Here is a 17,065-nt window from a genome sequence, read left to right on the forward strand (position 1 = left end):
CCCACGAAGGAGGAACGGCATGAAGGTCGGCGTCTACGTGTTCGCGACGGATCGGGACCTGGATCCGGGCCCGCTCGCCCGCGAGATCGAGCAGCGCGGGTTCGACAGCATGTTCTTTCCGGAGCACTCGCACATTCCGGTGTCGCGCGCCACGGCCTACCCCGAGCAGTACGGGGGCGGAGTGCTCCCCGACTTCTACAAGCGCACCTACGACCCCTTCATCTCCTGCTCGTTCGCCGCAGCCGCCACGAGCACGCTCCAGGTGGGCACCGGGATCAGTCTGCTCGCTCTCCGTGACGCCGTGCACGTGGCGAAGACGGCCGCCTCGATCGATCGGCTGAGTGGCGGGCGCTTCGCGTTCGGCGTGGGCTTCGGATGGAACAAGGACGAGTTCGCGTCGCACGGAGTGGACTTCACCACCCGTCACCGGAAGGTGCGCGAGCAAGTGGCAGCCATCCGCACTCTCTGGCGCGACGACGTGGCCGAGTTCCACGGCGAGTTCGTCGATTTCGAGCCGAGCTGGTGCTGGCCCAAACCCGCTCAGAGCTTCCCGCCGGTCTATCTCGGCGGGAGCGGACCGCTCACCATGAAGCACGCCGCCGAGTGGGCGGATGTCTGGTATCCGACGCCGCCGATGGCCGATCCGCACCTGACCGAGGCGCTGCCCCGGTTCCGGCAGATGGTGGCCGACGCCGGGCGCGACCCGGATGCGGTGCCGGTCGGCATCGCGCCGGGCACCTGTGACGCGGCAGATCTGCAGGCCTACGCCGACAACGGCGTCGATCAGGTGAACATCGCGCTGGTGGCCGACACTCCGTCGGCGATGATGGCGCGCCTCGACGAATTGCAGGTCATGCGCCACGCGGTCATCGGCCGATGACCGCCCCACCCCACGAGAGAGGTTTCAGATGAGTGCGAACCGAGCAGCCGAGGCGACGCGAGACGAGGCGGCCATCCCTTACCGCGGCGAGCAGCCGTTCGGCATGGTCGACGACCTCGTGGTGCCGGGCGCCCTCGATCTCGACGGCGACGAGCGGTTCTGGGTTCCCCAGTCGAAGGACGTCAGTTTCAAGCCGTTGGTGCTCTCGGTGAGCCAGGGGTACTTCGTGAACGTGCTCCGTGTGCGCAAGAACGGCATCCTGTCGCGCCACCGGCACGCCGGCCCCGTGCACGCGACGGTTCTGCGCGGACGATGGCACTACCTCGAACACAGCTGGTGGGCCGAGGAGGGGTCGTATGCCTTCGAGCCGCCCGGCGACATCCACACCCTCGAGATCCCCGACGACGTCGAAGGGATGGCCACGCTGTTCCACGTCACCGGCGCCTACATCTACGTCGATCCCGACGGCAATCCGACGGGCGTGGAAGACGTCTTCACGAAGATCGAGAACGCGCGAGCGCACTACGAACGAGTCGGGCTGGGCGCTTCGTACGTCGAGCAGTTCATCCGCTGATGGGAGACGAGATGTCAAGGAGCACTCCGGAAACGATCGCCTCCGTGATGGGGCTCGGGGGTCGGCCGGCGAACAGCCGGCGGGAGATCAGGATCATCGACACCACGTTGCGGGATGCGCATCAGAGTCTGTGGGCGACGCGGATGCGCACGGAGCACATCGTGTCGCTGGCGGCGGATTTCGACCGGGTCGGGTTCGAGCAGGTGGATCTCATGGCGCCGATCCAGTTCGATGTCGCGGTGCGCTATCTCAAGGAGGATCCGTGGGAGCGGGTGCGGTTGGCGCACCGGCATGCGCCGAGCACGACGTTCCGGGCGTTGATCCGGTCGAAGAACATCGCGTCGTTCGATTTCCTCGCCGATGACGTGATCATCGCGTGGGTGGAGCGGCTCTACGCGAACGGGTTCCGGGTGATCGGGTCGTTCGACGGTCTGAACGACGTCGACAACATCGCGCCGGGTCTCGTCCGGGCGAAGGAGTTGGGGGCGTCGACGTTCGGGGCGGTGTCGTTCTGTGAGAGCCCGGTGCACACGGATGAGTTGTTCGTGGCGAAGGCGCGGGAGCTGATCGAGAAGGCCGATGTCGATGCGATCATGCTGAAGGATGCCGGTGGTCTCCTCACCCCGGATCGGGTTCGCACCTTGGTGCCGGCGCTCAAGGCGGTGATGGGTGGCCGGCCGCTCGAGGTCCACAGTCATTGTCTGACCGGTTTGGCGCCGTTGGTGTATCTGGAGGCGGTGGAGGCGGGCGCGGATGCGCTGCATCTCTCGATCGCGCCGCTGGCGAACGGCAACGCGCAGCCGGCGACGCAGGGTGTGGTGCGTGACTTGCGGGCGCTGGGGTACACGGTGAACGTCGACGACGAGCGGATCGAGACGATCAGCGAGAAGCTCACGGCGATCGCGGAGGCGGAGGGGAAGCCGCTGGGTGTGCCGGTGGCGTACAACGGCCTGCATTACCTGCATCAGACCCCGGGTGGGATGCTGTCGAATTTCCAGTCGCAGCTCGCGACGGCCGGGTTGTCGGAGCGTTTCGATGAGCTGCTGCTCGAGGTGGCGCGGGTGCGCGCGGAGCTGGCGTTCCCGATCATGATCACCCCGTTCGCTCAGTTCGTGGGCACGCAGGCGGTGATGAACGTGATGTCGGGCGAGCGCTACAAGGTCGTGCCGAACGAGATCAAGAAGTACGTGCTCGGCTATTACGGCACCCTGTTGGCCCCCATCGATCCGGAGTTGCGGGCGAAGATCATCGCGAACGGGGCGTCGAACATCGCGCTCGAGCCGGGTCCGATCGCGCCGATGCTGCCCGAGCTGCGGAGGCGGCATCCGGATGAGGACATCGACCTGCTGCTCTTGCGGGCGATGTTCGCCGGCACCCAGGTCGACGAGATGAAGAGAACGGTGGCCGCGGGCGGGAACCCGGACGAGGTGTACGGGCCGCTTCTGGATCTCGTCAAGGCGCTGTACGCGAAGAGCGCGACCGGAACGCAATCCCTGAAGGTCGGAGACCTGCAGATCAACCTCGAAAAAGGAGAGAGTGACAATGCCGCTTAACCCGCCCGACATCAAAGAACTCCGGGCCCTCGTCGACTGGGTGAACCTCACCGACGACGTGCGTGAGCTCTCGATCACGTACGGCGACGTGGAGTTGTTCATCTCCCGCGACCGGCGGCCGGCCGGTGGTGGCGCGGCGCCTGTGACGGCGGTTGCCGCGGCGCCTCCCGCGCCCGCCGCCGCCCCGGTTCCTGCTGTGCCTGCGCCGGTGTCGGCTCCCGTGGCAGCCGCTCCCGCTGCGGTGCCCGGGCCCGCGCCGACGCGCGGGGGTGCGTTCTCCGCCGAGACGCTGGCCGCTGACGACGTGCTCATCACCGCGCCGATGGTGGGCGTGTTCTACGCCTCGCCGAAGCCGGGCGACCCCGCGTTCGTGGCCGTCGGCGATGCCGTCGCCGCCGACACGGTGCTGTGCATCGTGGAGGTCATGAAGCTGATGAGCAACATCGAGGCGGGGGTCGAGGGCACCGTCACGCAGATCCTGGTCGAGAACGAGCAGGCCGTGGAATACGGTCAGCCGTTGATGGTGATCACCCGCCATGGGTGAACCGCTGCGGAGTGTGCTGATCGCCAACCGGGGCGAGATCGCGTTGCGCGTCATCCGTGCCTGCAAGGAACTCGGCATCCGCAGCGTGCTGGCGTACTCCGAGGCCGACGCGGGATCGCTGCCGGTGAAGCTCGCGGATCAGGCCGTGTGCATCGGGCCGGCGCCCGTGAACGCGAGTTACCGCAATGCCCGCGCGGTGGTCAGCGCGGCACTGGCCTTCACGGTCGACGCGATCCATCCGGGCTACGGTTTCCTCTCCGAGAACGCCGACTTCGCCGCGCTCTGCGAAGCCGAGGGTGTGGGCTTCATCGGACCGTCGGCCGATGTCATCCGGCGGATGGGCGACAAGATCGAGGCGAAGAAGATCGCCCGCCGCGCCGGGGTTCCCACGGTGCCGGGCTCGGTGGGTGCGATCGCCGAATACGGCGAGGCCCTCGCCGTGGCGGGCGAGGTCGGGTACCCGCTGCTCATCAAGGCGGCCGCCGGTGGTGGCGGGCGGGGCATGCGCGTGGTGCCGTCGGCGGCGACGCTGGAGAAGGACCTGGCGGAGATCATGTCGGAAGCCGAGGTCGCCTTCGGTGACCCGTCGGTGTACATCGAGCGGTACCTCACCGACATCCGGCACATCGAGATCCAGGTCATCTCCGACGGCAGCACGGTGCTGCACCTCGGCGAGCGTGACTGCACGGCGCAGCGACGCAACCAGAAGCTCATCGAGGAGTCGCCGTCGCCGGTGCTGGACGCCGACCTGCGCCGCAGTATGGCCGCTGCCGCCGTGGCCCTGTGCCAGGAGGTCGGCTATCGGAACGCCGGCACCGTCGAGTTCGTCTTCGACAACGTCTCGCGCACTCCCTACTTCATCGAGATGAACACCCGGATCCAGGTCGAGCATCCCGTCACGGAGATGGTCACCGGCATCGACCTCATCAAGCTCCAGCTGCAGATCGCGGGAGGTCTCCCGCTCGACCTGACCCAGGATGACATCGTGGTGCGCGGCCACGCGATCGAGTGCCGCATCAACGCCGAAGACCCGGGCAACGGCTTCGCGCCGAACCCCGGCCGTATCGGCGCGTTCCGGGCCCCGGGTGGGCCCGGGGTGAGGATGGACAGCCACATCGAGGCGGGCTACGTCATCCCGCCCTATTACGACTCCATGATCGGCAAGCTGATCTGCTGGGGCCAGGACCGCGACGAAGCCATCGCGCGCACCCTCCGCGCCCTCGGCGAACTCGTGGTCGACGGCATCGTCACGACGGCTTCGCTGCACGAGAAGATCGCCGACAGCCCGGAGTTCCGGAGCGGGAGATTCAACACGGCCTTCGTCGCCGACCTCCTGTCACGAACGGAGAGCACCGACCGAGCGAGTGGGTGACCCTGTCACAATCGGAAGATGAGCAGCCACGCCCTGTCGCATCCACCCCATCCGGTCATCCTCGTCGACGATGATGGAGCGCTCGCTGCGAGAGTGCTGCCGGCGCGCGGCCTCGACATCGGCGAGGTGTCCTTCGACGGACTGCTCCTCAGCTGGGCGCCCCTCGGCGGCGTGCCGGAGACGCCGGCCGCCGAGGGGCCCGACCGCTGGCGGGCGTCGTTCGGCGGGCTGGTCGCGACCTGCGGACTGCACAACGTCGGTCTGCCGTCGGAGGGTCACGGGCAGCACGGCGCCTTCACGCTCACGGCGGCGGCGGACGTCTCCGTCGTTCGCGAGCACGGAATCACGACCGTCACGGGGGTCGTCGCCGACGGCGACCTGGTCTGTCAGCGCACGATCACCGTCACCACCGACACGCTGGCGATCGTCGACGTCGTCACGAACACCGCGACATCGGATCGGCAGGCCCCGATCCTCTACCACGTGAACTTCGGTGCGCCCTTCCTCGGACCAGACCTCGTGGTCGAGGGAGCCGTCGAGACCAGCATTCCGCGCGATCCGGGCCCGCCGGTCGACTGGCGCCGGCCCGCCCGCAACGAGGTGCTCGACGACTTCGTCGTCGAGCACCGCCTGACCTCCGGAGCACCCCGGCTGCTGACCCTCACCGACGCGGTGCGGCGGCTCCGGGTCACGGTGAGCTGGACGGGTCTGGATCGCGTGCACCAGTGGATCGATCTCACGCCCGGCAAGTACGTCACCGCCATCGAGCCGGCCAACTCCTCGGTGCAGGGCCGCGAGTTCGATCGCGCCGCCGGCCGCGCCCCGGTGCTGCGAGCGGGCGAGTCCCGCACCACCGGCGTGACCGTCCACGCAGAGCAGATGCCGGCGTGACCCGAGGTGCGGCGTACCGCGACATCCGGCGCCCTCTGATCAGCCCGTACGGCTACGCGCTTCGCTGAGACGGGGCCCCGTCCCGCGGTTCGGCGTCGTCGCGCGGCACGCGGAGCATGAGCCCCTGGTGCAGGACGGTGAGAGAGACCTCGGTCACCTCGCCGATTACGTCGCCGTCGAGTTGCAGGAGCTGCGGTGCCGCGAACCGCACGTCGAAGCGGCGCGCCTGCACGTAGTTCAGGCCCTTGAGGTCGGGGGTGCGCTGCATCAGCCACCGGCCCGAGCGGAACCGGTGGAACAGCCCGTTGGTGGCGAGCCGTGAACCGACGCGAGCCCAGCCGAACGGTCCTTTCGGCCGGAAGACCACCACGTCGAGCAGTCCGTCGTCGACGACCGCGTCGGGCAGGAGGAGGATGTTGGCCGTGAGAGTGCCGCAGTTGCCCGCGATCAGGGTGTGGGCGCGCAGCGCATGGGGGCGGCCGCCGTCGATGCGGTAGTGCAGGTTCACCTGTTTGTTGCCGAGCACGGAGCGGGCGATCGGATCGGTGTAGGCGAGCCAGCCGATGCGCTTCTTCAGTGCCGGGTTGGTGTTCGCGGCCATGTTCGCATCCAGCCCGATGCCGGCCATCACGAGGAACGCGCGGCGCACCACGGCCCGGTCCGGCGTGCGGCTGGCCGCGAACGCGATGTCGATGCTGCGGTCGGCGCCGGTGAATGCGGTGCGCACGGCGTGCGGGAGGTCGGCGAGGGTGAGGTGCAGGTTGCGCGCGAGCAGGTTGCCGGTGCCGGCGGGCAGCAACGCCAGGGGAACGCCGGTGCGGTAGATCTCCTGCGCGACGGCGCGCACCGTGCCGTCGCCGCCCGCGACGAGCACGACATCCGGTGCCGTCGCGATGGCGGCCCGGGCGGCGGCGGTTCCGGAGTCGAGCTCCGCGGTCTCGAACCACTCGGTCGGCGCCCAGCCGTGCTCCTGTTCCGCTGCGGCGACGGCGTGCCGCAGGGTCTCGACCGGCACCTTGACGGGGTTGAACACCACCGCGGCCAGGCGTCGGCCGTGCATTGTCGCGGGTTCGTCTGCCACGACGTCGAGCGTACGACGATCGCGCTCGCGCCGCCCGCAGGCACGAGCGGTTCGGGGTGCGCCGACGGCTCACGCCCTCCGGTCGGCCGGCTGACGCGACCCGGCGTCGTCGCGGGCGAGATCACGCGCGATCTCGGCCACCGCATCCCGCCCGGCCCGGTTCGCGCCCACGGTCGACTGCGACGGGCCGAAGCCGATGAGGTGCACACGGTGATCGCTCTCGACGCGGGTGCCGCGCAGGGCGATGCCGCCCTCGGCGTTTCTCAGGTGCAGCGGGTCGAGGTGCGTGAGTGCGGGCTTGAAGCCCGTGGCCCAGAGGATGACGTCGACCGAGGTGAAGGTGCCGTCGGCCTCGCGCACGCCGTGGGGCTCGATCGCGGTGAACATCGGCCGGCGCACGAGCACGCCGCGGTCGCGCGCGGCGAGGGCGTAGGGGGTCCAGGCGAGGCCGGTGTAGGAGACCACGCTGCCGGTGCGGTGACCGGCCTCTACGTCGGCGACCACCTTCGCGATGATGTCGCGACCGATCGTCTCGTGATCGAACTCCCCGGGCAGGAACACGGGTTCGCGCCGCGTGTACCAGGCGGTCCAGGCGACGCGCGAGATCTCCTCCAACTGCTGCACGGCCGAGATCCCGCCGCCCACGACGGCGACGCGGTGACCGGCGAACTCGTCGCGGGTCGCGTAGTCGCTGGTGTGGAGCTGGCGGCCCAGGAAGGTGTGCTGCCCGGGGTAGACCGGGAGGGTGGGGTTCGTCCAGGTGCCGGTGGCGTTGACGAGATACCGGGTGACCCAGGGGCCGTCGTTCGTGGTCACGGCGAGCCTGCCGTCGGGATCGTCGTCGACGCGCTCGACGCGCGTCACCCGCACAGGGCGGAGGATGGGGAATCCGAACCGCTCCTCGTACGCGCCGAAGTAGCGGGGAACCGCGTCGCGGCTCGGCTCGTCGTCGTCGACGGGTGGTTTGGGGAGGCCGGGGAGGTCGAAGATCCCATTGACGGTCGCCATGTGCAGCGATTCCCAGCGGTGTTGCCAGGCGCCTCCCGGGGCGGCATCCGCGTCGAAGACGACGTAGCTGCGCTCGGCCTCCGGGGCGTCGAGGGCGCTGACGAATCCTCGCCGCTGCAGGTGGTAGGCGGCCGACAGGCCCGCCTGCCCGGCGCCGATCACCACCACTGTCGCGAAACGCTCCACCTGCTCACTCACACACCGTTCAACGCCCGAGCGCCGATACTGTTCCCCCGCTCCCGAGCCGGGCCGCCCCGGAAGGGTGCCGGACGGCAGGGATCACGTTAGGGTTCGTGACGGAACATTCACCACTTGGAGGGAATCACCATGACCGCAACACCCGCACCCCAGACGCCGCAGAACGCCCCCGCCGGGCAGGACTTCCCCGGCAAGACCCTCGGCATCGTCGGTCTGATCCTCGCGATCTTCTTCAACCTGATCGGCCTGATCGTCTCGGCGATCGCGCTGAGCCAGTCGAAGAAGGCCGGCTTCAAGAACACGCCGGCGCTCGCCGGGGTGATCGTCGGAGCCGTGCTGCTGGTGATCGGGATCATCGTCTCCATCATCGTCGGCGTCACCGCTGCCGCCACCATGAGCACCATCAACTACTGATCCGCTCCGGCGACGACGAACGCCCCGTCCGCACTCCTCACGGAGTCGGGCGGGGCGTTCGTCGTGCCGGATGCCTCTCGGCGCGCTCAGAGGCCGCACCCAGGGTTCCGGGCGCTCGGGCTGAGAGGCTGGGCGCACCATGATCACGCCCGTGCTCTCCCTCCTCTTCGCCGGCGCTCTCACCGTGCTGACCGTCGTCGCGTCGGTGCGTGCGGCCGGCCCGGCGCCGCTGCGCGCGCGGTGGGCGGTGCCCCTGGTGGGCGTGTGGGCGGCATCCGTCGCTGTCATGACACTGCGGCCGGGATCGGGACTCGGGATGCGGCTGAACCTGGTGCCGATCCTGTTCGACGGTCCGGCCTCCGCCCTCGACGCGGTGCTGAACGTCGCCGTCTTCGTGCCGTTCGGGCTGCTGCTGGCCGCAGCCGCCGTGCGCTTCCGCACGACCTTCGTGGTGGCGCTCGCGATCACGCTCACCATCGAGGTGTCGCAATACGTGGCCGATGCCGGCCGCACCGCCGACATCAATGACGTGCTCACGAACGTCGCGGGCGCCTGCCTCGGCTGGGCGGTCGCGCGCACCATTCGGGCGGTTGCGGGCCGCGTGGCCCGGAACCCCGACCCGGTGCGCCTCTGATCCGGCGTCGCCGACCCGCCACGTCGTGTCGTCATCCGCCCGTCCGAACGGCACGGAGCGACGGGTCGGCGGGGCCTTAGACTCTCGTTCCATGCCCGTCATCCCCGTCGCCGACCTCGGCGATCCGCGCCTGGCCGACTACGCGCACGCCACCGATGTGGCGCTGAAGAAGGCGCGCGGGAGTGAGCACGGCCTCTATCTCGCCGAGTCGCTGCTCGTGCTGCAACGGGCACTTCGGGCCGGGCACGTTCCGCGCTCGGTGCTCGCGCTGGGCACGAGCGAAGACGACGCGATGGCGGCGCTCGCCGAGGCCGGGCACCCCGAGGTGCCGGTGTTCGTCGGCCCGGGCGAGCTGCTGGCCGAGCTGACCGGCTACCTCCTGCACCGCGGGCTGATCGCCTCGATGAACCGCCCCGCGCTTCCGGATGCCGCGGCGCTGCTCGCTTCCGCTCGCCGGGTCGTGGTGATCGAGAACGTGGTCGACCCCACGAACGTCGGCGCCATCTTCCGTTCGGCGGGGGCGATCGGCGCCGACGCCGTGCTCGTGACGCCGCGTTGCTCCGACCCGTTCTACCGGCGAGCCATCCGCGTCAGCATGGGCACGGTGCTGCAGGTGCCGTGGACGCGCGTGGGGGAGTGGGCCTCGCTCGCGCCGCTGCTGCGCGACCACGGCTTCCACACCGCCGCCCTCGCCCTGACCCCGGATGCGGTGAGTCTGCGCGACTTCGAGCGCCGCGTTCCCGAGCGGGTCGCCCTGGTGCTCGGCGCCGAGGGCGAAGGTCTCACGGCGGAGGCGATCGCGGCCGCCGACACGGTGGTGCAGATCCCGATGCTGCACGGCATCGACTCCTTGAACGTGGCCGCCGCGAGCGCGGTCGCGATGTGGGCCGTCTCGGGTTGAGTCGCCCCTAGCCCAGCCCGTCGAGGTAGCGCAACAGGATGCCCTCGCGGAGCGCCCAGGGCGACACTTCGAGCTCCTCCACGTCGTAGAGCTTCATCACCGAGTGCAGCACCACGGCTCCCGCCACGATCTGGAAGGTGCGATCGGGCGTGATGCCGGGCAGCGCCTGGCGCGCCTCGGCGGGCAGCTGACCGAGCCGGGGGATCCAGTCCTTGAGGTCGGCGCGGCGCAGCGTCACCGTGGGTTCGCCGGCTCCGGATGCGTTGGGCCTGGTCGAGCCCGCGAGTCGCGCGAGCGAGCGGATCGTCTTCGACGAGCCCACCACGTGCTGGAAGGGAGCCATACCGGCGAACAGCGGCAGCGCATCCGCTCGCATCACGGCACGGGAGTGGGCCCGCAGCTCCAGCATCTGCTCGGGCGTCGGCGGGTCATCGGGGAAGAACTGGATGGTCGTGCGGCCCGCGCCGAGGGGGAGGGAGACGGCGACCTCGGGGTACTCGTCGGAACCCGCCGCGATCTCGAGCGAACCGCCGCCGATGTCGAAGAGCAGGATGTTGCCGCTCGACCAGCCGTACCAGCGGCGGATGGCGAGGAAGGTCAGCCGGCCCTCGTCTTCTCCGGTGAGCACGCGGAGCGACACGCCCGTCGATGCTTCGACCTCCGCGAGCACGGCCTCGCCGTTGGTCGCCTCGCGCAGGGCCGAGGTGGCCATGGGCAGCAGCTCCTCGATGTTCTCGCGCCGAGCCACCTCCATCGCGGCGGAGATCGCGGCGACGATGGCCGACACCCCCGCGGCGCTGATGCTGCCGTCGGGTTCGAGATAGCGCATCAGCCGCAGCACCGACTTGTGCGAGGCGGCGGGCACGGGCCGGGCACCCGGATGCGCGTCGACCACGATGAGATGGACGGTGTTGGATCCCACGTCGAGCACTCCGAGTCGCACGTTCCGAGACTAGGGCATGGGATGCCGCCGATGAGCTTCTCCGTAGACTGGACGGGTGGCAGTGAACCCAGACCTCGTCGGACGCGCGTTCGAGAAGACGAACTCCTACCTCGTGGGCCGGGAGAAGGTGCGCGAGTTCTCGCGGGCCGTGTTCTCGTCGAGCCCCGTCAATCTCAGCGTCGAGGCCGCCCGCGACGCCGGCTACCCCGACCTGGTGGCGCCTCCCACCTTCGCGATCGTGGTGCAGGAACTGACCCTCGGCCAGCTCCTCGCCGAAGAAGACGCGGGCATCGAGCTCACCCATGTGGTGCACGGTGAGCAGCGCTTCGACTACTCGCGGCCCATCGTCGCGGGCGACGAGCTCACCGCGCAACTGAACGTCACGAGCGTCAAGACGCTCGGCGGCAACGCCATGGTGGTGGCCGAATCGGTCGTCACCGACTCGGAGGGGGAGCACGTCGTCACCGCCGTCTCGACCCTCGTGGTGAGGGGGGACGCATGAGCGACCAGGAGATCGTGCACGCATACGAGGTCGGCGACCAGGTCGCCTCGGCGAGTTACCACCTGACGCGCGATTCGCTCGTGCGCTACGCCGGCGCCTCCGGAGACTTCAACGCCATCCACTACCGCGACGACATCGCCGCAGCAGTGGGGCTGCCCGGCGTGCTCGCGCACGGGATGCTCACCATGGGCCTCGCGGTGCAGCCGGTCGTCGCCTGGCTGGGCGATCCCACCCTGGTGTCGGGCTATCAGGTGCGGTTCACCCGCCCCGTCGTGGTCGATCCGGTCGACGGCGTGGAGATCTCGGTCGTGGCGAAGATCGGCCAGATCGACGAGGAGGCCGGCACGGCGCGCATCGACCTCACGACCACCGTGAACGACGAGACGGTGCTCGGCAAGGCGCAGGTGCGCGTCCGTCTGCCATGAGCGACGAGGCGACGGATGTGCCGCTCGGCCCGCTGACGACACTCCAGGTGGGTGGTCCGGCGGCCCGGTTCGTGACCGCGAGCACCGAGCCCGAACTGCTCGACGTGGTGCGCGAGACCTGGGCGTCGAACGACGACTGGTTCGTGCTCGGCGGCGGATCGAACGTGGTGGTGGCCGACGAGGGCTTCGACGGCACGGTCATCCGGGTCGCCACCCGGGGCATCGCCCCCGTGATGTCGAAGGTGGGCACGGTTCGGCTGCGCGTGCAGGCCGGCGAGCCGTGGGACGACTTCGTGCGGCACACCGTCGAGAACGGGTGGAGCGGCATCGAGGCCCTGTCCGGTATCCCGGGCTCGGTGGGCGCTGCGCCGATCCAGAACATCGGCGCCTACGGGCAGGAGGTCGCCTCGGCGATCGTGTCGCTCGACTTCCTCGACTTCGGCACGGGGGCGGTGCGCCGGATGCCGCTCGAGGAGCTCGAGCTCTCCTACCGGTCGAGCGTCTTCAAGCGCGGCCTCCGCGGTGTGGTGCTCTCGGTGACCTTCCAGTTGCGCGACGCGTGGGGCGACTCGCTCGAGGGGCCGGATTCGATCACCGACGCCGTCGACGTCGAAGGCTCCGGCGCATCCGGCGCGCTCAGCGAACCGGTGATGTACGCCCAGCTGGCCTCGGCACTCGGCATCGAGCTCGGTGAGCGGATGCCCATCGACCAGGTGCGCGGAGCTGTGCTCTGGCTCCGCGGCAGCAAGGGCATGGTGCTGGATGCCGCCGATCCCGACTCGGTGAGCGCCGGATCGTTCTTCACCAACCCGATCGTCACCGAGCACTTCGCCCGCACCCTGCCACCGACCGCGCCGCGCTGGCAGATCGAGCCCGACGAACCCGACACGGTGATCCCGCTGGAGGACGGCATGGAGATTGCTGTCGACGGCGACCGTTCGGCCACGGCGCTGCCCGAGGAGTACCACGTGAAGCTCAGCGCGGCCTGGCTGATCGAGAACGCCGGCCTTCGCCGCGGCTTCGCGCTGCCCGGGTCGACCGCTGCGATCTCGAGCAAGCACACCCTCGCGATCGTCAACACCGCCGCCGCGACGGCCTCGGGCCGAGCGGCCGACGTCTCCGAGCTGGCCCGCTACGTGCAGGGCCGGGTGCTCGCCGAGTTCGGCGTGCTGCTCCAACCCGAGCCCGTCTTCCTGGGCCACGAGCTGTAGCGCATGACTTCAGTCGCGACCTTCAGTCAGACATCCCGCCCGGAAAGCTAGGGTTGCCGGGACCGTGGAGGCGGCCGGTCGCGGGGTCGACCCAGTTACCGGAACCGGTGAGCTGGTGCCAGCGCTTGTGGAATGCGAGATCTGTGCCGTCAGCTTCGACGACGGCCGCACCGCACAGATCGCAGATGCGCAGAATGACTATGTCTCCATCTGTGGTCGTGACCGAAGCCGCTCTCTCCGGAAATACGACGCCCATCATGCTCCTCCTCGCGCTCGCCACCGACCGTCGCGGTCAGGCTCCAAGACGTCATCAGAGTACGCGATGCGCGGTAGCGCTGCGATTCGCCCACCATCTGCCAGCCGGCGTCGTCGGCCGGGGGAGTCCAGGCCGGGGCGCTCTCGCCCGCGAACACCAGGCCGCCCGCCGCTCCCGCCGCTCCCGTTCCCGCAAGGCCTCGAGCATCGTCGTGCGCGAGAGCAGCGGTGCCAGGCTGATCGCCACCCGGAAGCTCGACGGGTGCATCGCGTTCACCGTCACCACCGCCTCGCGCAGCCGACGGTCGAGTTCGGCCCGGCCGGAATCCGCCATCGTGTAGACGGCCACCGTGCGGTCGCCCTCGGCGATGTCGTGGCGCTCGATGAACCCCTGTTTGGCGAAGGTGCTGAGCATCGAATAGATGGAGCCCGGTTTGATGTGCGCCAGTCCTCGACACCCCAGGAGAGCAGCTCGCGCTGCAGCTGGTAGCCGTTCGCGGCGCTGCTTGTGAATAATGGGCTCCGACACGAGGGAGATCCATGATTCATGCACGAGGACTCGCGCGCACCTTCGCCGGGCGCGGCCGAGGAAAGGAGAAAGAAGAGGTGAAGGCGGTCGCCGGTGTCGACATCGATGTCGAGAAGGGCGAGATCGTCGGATTCCTCGGCCCGAACGGCGCGGGCAAGACCACGACGTTGCGCATGCTCACCACCCTGCTGAAGCCCACCGCCGGCACCGCGACGGTGGCCGGATTCGACGTGGCCACGCAGTCGCAGGAGGTGCGCCGCAGCATCGGCTACGTCTCGCAGAGCGGCTCGACCTCGCCGGAGGCGCGGGCCGGCGAGGAGATCATGGATCACGGCATGCTCTACGGCATCAGCCAGAAGCAGGCCGAGGCGCGGGGGCGCGAGCTCTTCGAGCAGCTCGACCTCGACGGGTTGTGGACGCGGGAGCCCCGCGCCATGTCGGGCGGTCAGCGGCGGCGGCTCGACATCGCGATGGGGCTGGTGCACGATCCCACGCTCGTCTTCCTCGACGAGCCGACCACGGGCCTCGACCCGCAGGCCCGTGCCAATCTCTGGACGCACATCTCCGACCTGCGGGTGCGGCTCGGCTCGACTGTCTTCCTCACCACGCACTACCTCGACGAGGCCGACGCGCTCTGCGACCGCATCCTCGTGATCGACCACGGCTCGATCGTCGCGAGCGACACCCCGGATGCGTTGAAACGGCAGATCTCGGGCGACCTGGTCGAACTGGTGGTGACCGACGCGGCGCAGGCCGGGGCGGCCGCCGAGCTGCTCGCCCGCATCGCCGACACCGGCGTCGACACCGACACCACGAGCGTGAGCGCTCGGGTGCGCGGCGCCGGCCACGAGATCCCGGGCCTCATCCGGGCTCTGGATGCCGCGTCGATCGAGCTCGAGTCGATCGAGGTGCGCCGGCCCACCCTCGACGACGTCTTCCTGACCCTCACCGGCCGTTCCCTCCGAGAGGACGCATAGAGCATGTTCTGGCGCGAAACCTACATCGTCTTCCGGCGACAGTTGCGCATGGCGCTGCGCAACCCGGCGTGGGTCATCATCGGGCTGGTGCAGCCCATCCTCTACCTCGTGCTCTTCGGACCGCTGCTCGAACCGATCGCCGGGCAGCTGGGTGCGCAGAACGCTTACACGCTGTTCGTGCCCGGCCTGCTGGTGCAGCTCGGTCTCTTCGGCGCCCTGTTCGCCGGTTTCGGGCTCATCGCCGAGTGGCGGGCGGGGGTGATCGAGGCCGAGCGCGTGACACCGGCGAGCCGCACGGCGTTGCTGCTCGGGCGCATCCTGCGCGACGTGCTGCAGCTGTTCGTGCAGGGCATCGTGCTGATCGGGCTGGCGTTCCTCTTCGGGCTCACCGGCTCGATCCTCGGCATGGTGTTCGGGTTGATCCTCACGGTGCTGCTCGGTGCGGCGTGCGCCGCGGCCTCCAACGCCCTCGCTCTCACCACGAAGAGCGAAGACGTGATGGCGCCGGTGCTCAACAGCATCGCCCTTCCGGTGCTGCTGCTCTCCGGCATCCTGTTGCCGATGACGATCGGCCCGCAGTGGCTGCAGGTGGTCTCCGACTTCATGCCCACGAAGTACATCGTGAACGCCATCCGTGAGCTGTTCACCGGCGACTTCTTCACCATCACCACGATGTGGGGTGTGATCTGGACCATCGTGCTCTTCGCCGCGGGGCTCTACGTGGGCACGCGCACCTTCCGCAAGGAGAACGCCTAGCGGCTCAGAGCAGGTTCAGCTCCATCGCCCGGGTGACCGCCCGGGTGCGATCGGAGACGCCGAGCTTCTCGAAGACGTGCTGCAGGTGCGTCTTCACGGTGGCCTCGCCGATGAACAGCGCTCTCGCGATCTCGGGGTTGCTCCGGCCGTCGGAGACGAGCCGGAGCACCTCCAGCTCGCGGACGCTCAGAGCGGGCGCCGCCGGCGACCCGGCACGCATCCGCTGCACCAGCTTCGTGGCGATCGAGGGTGCGAGAACCGTCTGACCGGCGGCGACCGAGCGCACTCCGGCGATGATCTCCTCCTGCGGCGCGGCCTTCAACAGGTAGCCGCTCGCGCCCGCCTCGATGGCGCCGAGGATGTGGTCGTCGCTCTCGTAGGTCGTGAGCACGAGCACCCGGATGCGCGGGTCGGCGGTGAGGATGGCCGCGGTCGCCCCGGAGCCGCCGAGCACCGGCATCCGCAAGTCCATCAGCACGACGTCGGGTGTGAGTTCGCCGGCCAGCGCGACCGCCTGGGCGCCGTCGGCGGCCTCGCCCACCACCTCGATCCCGTCGGCCGCGCCGAGCAGGGCCACGATGCCGCTGCGCACGATGGGGTGGTCGTCGGCCACCAGCACCCGGATGACCGGGGTGCCGTCACCGGGCTCGTCGTTTCGGGCGAATCTCACGCGGATCGTGCCTCCCTCGAGGTGTATGTCATCGCTCGTTCGCCCGAATCGTCGCCACGAGTTCGGTGCCTCCACCCGCGAGGGAGGCGACGCGCAGCGTTCCTCCTACGAGCGCGAGCCGTTGCCGCATGCCCTCGAGCCCGAAGCCGCTGTGGGCGCTCGCCGCGTCGTCGGCTCCGATCCCGATCCCGTCGTCGCCCACCGTGAGCGTGATGGCACCGGCCTCCCGGCCGAGCGCCAGCCGCGCCCGGGATGCTCCGGAGTGCTTGCGCACGTTGGCGAGGGCCTCCTGCGCGCAGCGGAGCAGCACCACCTCGAGTTCGCGGGGGAGCGCGCCCACCTCGTCGAGACACGTCTCGATCTCGATCCGGGTCTCGCGTTCGAAGGTGGCGACGAGCCGGGTCAGCGCCGACGCCAGCCCGCCGTCGACGGGCACGGTCGCGGTGGCGGCGACGAGAGCGCGGGCCTCGGTGAGCGCATCCCGCGCCACCTGCTCGATCAGTTCGAGGTCGTCGCGCATGCCGGCGCCGTCGGTGCCGCGGTTCTGACCGCGCTGTGCAAGCATCACGAGACTGGTGAGGTTCTGCGCGATGGTGTCGTGCAGTTCGCGGGCGAGCCGCTCGCGTTCGGCGGTGGCGCCGGTCTCCCGGTGCATGGCCGCGAGCTGACCCTGGGCGGCCGTGAGTTCCGCGAGCAGACGGGCGTTCTCCTCGCCGGCGCGCATCTCGGTGGTGAACCACACGCCGA

General features: G+C 69.7%; 21 protein-coding genes. 14 read left to right on the forward strand and 7 right to left on the reverse strand.

Features of this window, described 5'->3' with window-relative positions; genetic code table 11:
* Positions 1 to 19: 19 nt before the first annotated feature.
* Genes BLW00_RS08180 through BLW00_RS08205 form a run of 6 tightly spaced genes read left to right on the forward strand, consistent with a single transcriptional unit; the run spans position 20 to position 5,814 of the window.
* Positions 20 to 880, forward strand: a complete 861-nt coding sequence (locus BLW00_RS08180) for an LLM class F420-dependent oxidoreductase (RefSeq protein WP_092551642.1) — start codon at positions 20 to 22, stop codon at positions 878 to 880.
* A 28-nt stretch (positions 881 to 908) separates the two neighbouring features.
* On the forward strand, positions 909 to 1,454 hold the full coding sequence (locus BLW00_RS08185) for a 2,4'-dihydroxyacetophenone dioxygenase family protein (RefSeq protein ID WP_217634312.1): 546 nt from the start codon (positions 909 to 911) through the stop codon (positions 1,452 to 1,454).
* Between the two features lie 11 nt (positions 1,455 to 1,465).
* Complete coding sequence (locus BLW00_RS08190; RefSeq protein ID WP_217634314.1) at positions 1,466 to 3,007, forward strand: pyruvate carboxylase subunit B; 1,542 nt, start codon at positions 1,466 to 1,468, stop codon at positions 3,005 to 3,007.
* Complete coding sequence (accB, locus tag BLW00_RS08195) at positions 2,997 to 3,551, forward strand: acetyl-CoA carboxylase biotin carboxyl carrier protein (RefSeq protein WP_092551648.1); 555 nt, start codon at positions 2,997 to 2,999, stop codon at positions 3,549 to 3,551. The genes BLW00_RS08190 and accB overlap by 11 nt, the downstream gene beginning before the upstream one ends.
* Positions 3,544 to 4,923 (forward strand): acetyl-CoA carboxylase biotin carboxylase subunit, encoded by a 1,380-nt coding sequence (gene accC / locus BLW00_RS08200; protein WP_092551651.1) that lies wholly within the window; start codon positions 3,544 to 3,546, stop codon positions 4,921 to 4,923. The genes accB and accC overlap by 8 nt, the downstream gene beginning before the upstream one ends.
* Positions 4,924 to 4,941: 18 nt before the next feature.
* Positions 4,942 to 5,814, forward strand: a complete 873-nt coding sequence (locus BLW00_RS08205) for a DUF4432 family protein (protein WP_092551654.1) — start codon at positions 4,942 to 4,944, stop codon at positions 5,812 to 5,814.
* 52 nt (positions 5,815 to 5,866) lie between these two features.
* Here BLW00_RS08205 and BLW00_RS08210 read toward each other — a convergent pair whose 3' ends face one another.
* Positions 5,867 to 6,895, reverse strand: coding sequence for a diacylglycerol/lipid kinase family protein (locus BLW00_RS08210; RefSeq protein ID WP_245741380.1), 1,029 nt, complete (start codon positions 6,893 to 6,895; stop codon positions 5,867 to 5,869).
* 69 nt (positions 6,896 to 6,964) lie between these two features.
* On the reverse strand, positions 6,965 to 8,101 hold the full coding sequence (locus tag BLW00_RS08215) for an NAD(P)-binding domain-containing protein (RefSeq protein ID WP_092551657.1): 1,137 nt from the start codon (positions 8,099 to 8,101) through the stop codon (positions 6,965 to 6,967).
* 129 nt (positions 8,102 to 8,230) lie between these two features.
* On the opposite strand from BLW00_RS08215, the gene BLW00_RS08220 reads away from it, so the two are divergent.
* The 3 genes from BLW00_RS08220 to BLW00_RS08230 all read left to right on the forward strand — a co-directional run bounded on the left by BLW00_RS08220 (position 8,231) and on the right by BLW00_RS08230 (position 10,050).
* Positions 8,231 to 8,515: a hypothetical protein gene (locus tag BLW00_RS08220; RefSeq protein WP_092551660.1), complete on the forward strand. Its 285-nt coding sequence runs from the start codon at positions 8,231 to 8,233 to the stop codon at positions 8,513 to 8,515.
* Between the two features lie 139 nt (positions 8,516 to 8,654).
* The gene (locus BLW00_RS08225; RefSeq protein ID WP_092551663.1) at positions 8,655 to 9,149 is read left to right on the forward strand and encodes a VanZ family protein; all 495 of its coding nucleotides are present in this window, start codon (positions 8,655 to 8,657) and stop codon (positions 9,147 to 9,149) included.
* A gap of 91 nt (positions 9,150 to 9,240) precedes the next feature.
* On the forward strand, positions 9,241 to 10,050 hold the full coding sequence (locus tag BLW00_RS08230; RefSeq protein WP_092551666.1) for a TrmH family RNA methyltransferase: 810 nt from the start codon (positions 9,241 to 9,243) through the stop codon (positions 10,048 to 10,050).
* A gap of 7 nt (positions 10,051 to 10,057) precedes the next feature.
* On the opposite strand, the gene BLW00_RS08235 is transcribed toward BLW00_RS08230, so the two are convergent.
* Complete coding sequence (locus BLW00_RS08235; protein WP_092551669.1) at positions 10,058 to 10,993, reverse strand: Ppx/GppA phosphatase family protein; 936 nt, start codon at positions 10,991 to 10,993, stop codon at positions 10,058 to 10,060.
* Between the two features lie 55 nt (positions 10,994 to 11,048).
* Between BLW00_RS08235 and BLW00_RS08240 the strand changes: the two genes are divergently transcribed.
* Genes BLW00_RS08240 through BLW00_RS08250 form a run of 3 tightly spaced genes read left to right on the forward strand, consistent with a single transcriptional unit; the run spans position 11,049 to position 13,131 of the window.
* Positions 11,049 to 11,495, forward strand: coding sequence for a MaoC family dehydratase N-terminal domain-containing protein (locus BLW00_RS08240; protein ID WP_092551672.1), 447 nt, complete (start codon positions 11,049 to 11,051; stop codon positions 11,493 to 11,495).
* A complete protein-coding gene (locus tag BLW00_RS08245; RefSeq protein WP_092551675.1) occupies positions 11,492 to 11,920 on the forward strand; it encodes a MaoC/PaaZ C-terminal domain-containing protein in 429 nt (142 codons plus the stop codon). Before BLW00_RS08240 ends, BLW00_RS08245 begins: the two co-directional genes overlap by 4 nt.
* A complete protein-coding gene (locus BLW00_RS08250) occupies positions 11,917 to 13,131 on the forward strand; it encodes a UDP-N-acetylmuramate dehydrogenase (RefSeq protein WP_092551678.1) in 1,215 nt (404 codons plus the stop codon). Before BLW00_RS08245 ends, BLW00_RS08250 begins: the two co-directional genes overlap by 4 nt.
* Before the next feature lie 22 nt (positions 13,132 to 13,153).
* Here the strand turns inward: BLW00_RS08250 and BLW00_RS08255 are convergent, their stop codons facing one another.
* Together BLW00_RS08255 and BLW00_RS08260 are read right to left on the reverse strand one after the other, a co-directional pair.
* Complete coding sequence (locus BLW00_RS08255; protein WP_245741382.1) at positions 13,154 to 13,390, reverse strand: histidine ammonia-lyase; 237 nt, start codon at positions 13,388 to 13,390, stop codon at positions 13,154 to 13,156.
* Between the two features lie 51 nt (positions 13,391 to 13,441).
* Positions 13,442 to 13,801, reverse strand: a complete 360-nt coding sequence (locus BLW00_RS08260; protein WP_092551681.1) for a hypothetical protein — start codon at positions 13,799 to 13,801, stop codon at positions 13,442 to 13,444.
* 125 nt (positions 13,802 to 13,926) lie between these two features.
* On the opposite strand from BLW00_RS08260, the gene BLW00_RS08265 reads away from it, so the two are divergent.
* Complete coding sequence (locus BLW00_RS08265; protein WP_092551684.1) at positions 13,927 to 14,892, forward strand: ATP-binding cassette domain-containing protein; 966 nt, start codon at positions 13,927 to 13,929, stop codon at positions 14,890 to 14,892.
* A 3-nt stretch (positions 14,893 to 14,895) separates the two neighbouring features.
* Positions 14,896 to 15,648 (forward strand): ABC transporter permease, encoded by a 753-nt coding sequence (locus tag BLW00_RS08270; RefSeq protein ID WP_092551687.1) that lies wholly within the window; start codon positions 14,896 to 14,898, stop codon positions 15,646 to 15,648.
* 4 nt (positions 15,649 to 15,652) lie between these two features.
* Here the strand turns inward: BLW00_RS08270 and BLW00_RS08275 are convergent, their stop codons facing one another.
* Complete coding sequence (locus BLW00_RS08275) at positions 15,653 to 16,318, reverse strand: response regulator (RefSeq protein WP_092552206.1); 666 nt, start codon at positions 16,316 to 16,318, stop codon at positions 15,653 to 15,655.
* A gap of 28 nt (positions 16,319 to 16,346) precedes the next feature.
* A partial coding sequence (locus BLW00_RS08280) for a sensor histidine kinase (protein WP_139256657.1) occupies positions 16,347 to 17,065 on the reverse strand: 719 nt, incomplete at its 5' end.

The organism is Herbiconiux ginsengi, from assembly GCF_900107435.1.
Taxonomy (GTDB): Bacteria; Actinomycetota; Actinomycetes; order Actinomycetales; family Microbacteriaceae; genus Herbiconiux; species Herbiconiux ginsengi.

Excerpts from the sequence above, each read along its gene's own strand:
- BLW00_RS08180 (WP_092551642.1), top strand. The coding sequence starts at position 20 with ATGAAGGTCGGCGTCTACGTGTTCGCGACGGATCGGGACCTGGATCCG.
- BLW00_RS08185 (WP_217634312.1), top strand. The coding sequence starts at position 909 with ATGAGTGCGAACCGAGCAGCCGAGGCGACGCGAGACGAGGCGGCCATC.
- BLW00_RS08190 (WP_217634314.1), top strand. The coding sequence starts at position 1,466 with ATGTCAAGGAGCACTCCGGAAACGATCGCCTCCGTGATGGGGCTCGGG.
- accB (WP_092551648.1), top strand. The coding sequence starts at position 2,997 with ATGCCGCTTAACCCGCCCGACATCAAAGAACTCCGGGCCCTCGTCGAC.
- accC (WP_092551651.1), top strand. The coding sequence starts at position 3,544 with ATGGGTGAACCGCTGCGGAGTGTGCTGATCGCCAACCGGGGCGAGATC.
- BLW00_RS08205 (WP_092551654.1), top strand. The coding sequence starts at position 4,942 with ATGAGCAGCCACGCCCTGTCGCATCCACCCCATCCGGTCATCCTCGTC.
- BLW00_RS08220 (WP_092551660.1), top strand. The coding sequence starts at position 8,231 with ATGACCGCAACACCCGCACCCCAGACGCCGCAGAACGCCCCCGCCGGG.
- BLW00_RS08225 (WP_092551663.1), top strand. The coding sequence starts at position 8,655 with ATGATCACGCCCGTGCTCTCCCTCCTCTTCGCCGGCGCTCTCACCGTG.
- BLW00_RS08230 (WP_092551666.1), top strand. The coding sequence starts at position 9,241 with ATGCCCGTCATCCCCGTCGCCGACCTCGGCGATCCGCGCCTGGCCGAC.
- BLW00_RS08245 (WP_092551675.1), top strand. The coding sequence starts at position 11,492 with ATGAGCGACCAGGAGATCGTGCACGCATACGAGGTCGGCGACCAGGTC.
- BLW00_RS08250 (WP_092551678.1), top strand. The coding sequence starts at position 11,917 with ATGAGCGACGAGGCGACGGATGTGCCGCTCGGCCCGCTGACGACACTC.
- BLW00_RS08255 (WP_245741382.1), bottom strand. The coding sequence starts at position 13,390 with ATGATGGGCGTCGTATTTCCGGAGAGAGCGGCTTCGGTCACGACCACA.
- BLW00_RS08260 (WP_092551681.1), bottom strand. The coding sequence starts at position 13,801 with ATGCTCAGCACCTTCGCCAAACAGGGGTTCATCGAGCGCCACGACATC.
- BLW00_RS08265 (WP_092551684.1), top strand. The coding sequence starts at position 13,927 with ATGATTCATGCACGAGGACTCGCGCGCACCTTCGCCGGGCGCGGCCGA.
- BLW00_RS08270 (WP_092551687.1), top strand. The coding sequence starts at position 14,896 with ATGTTCTGGCGCGAAACCTACATCGTCTTCCGGCGACAGTTGCGCATG.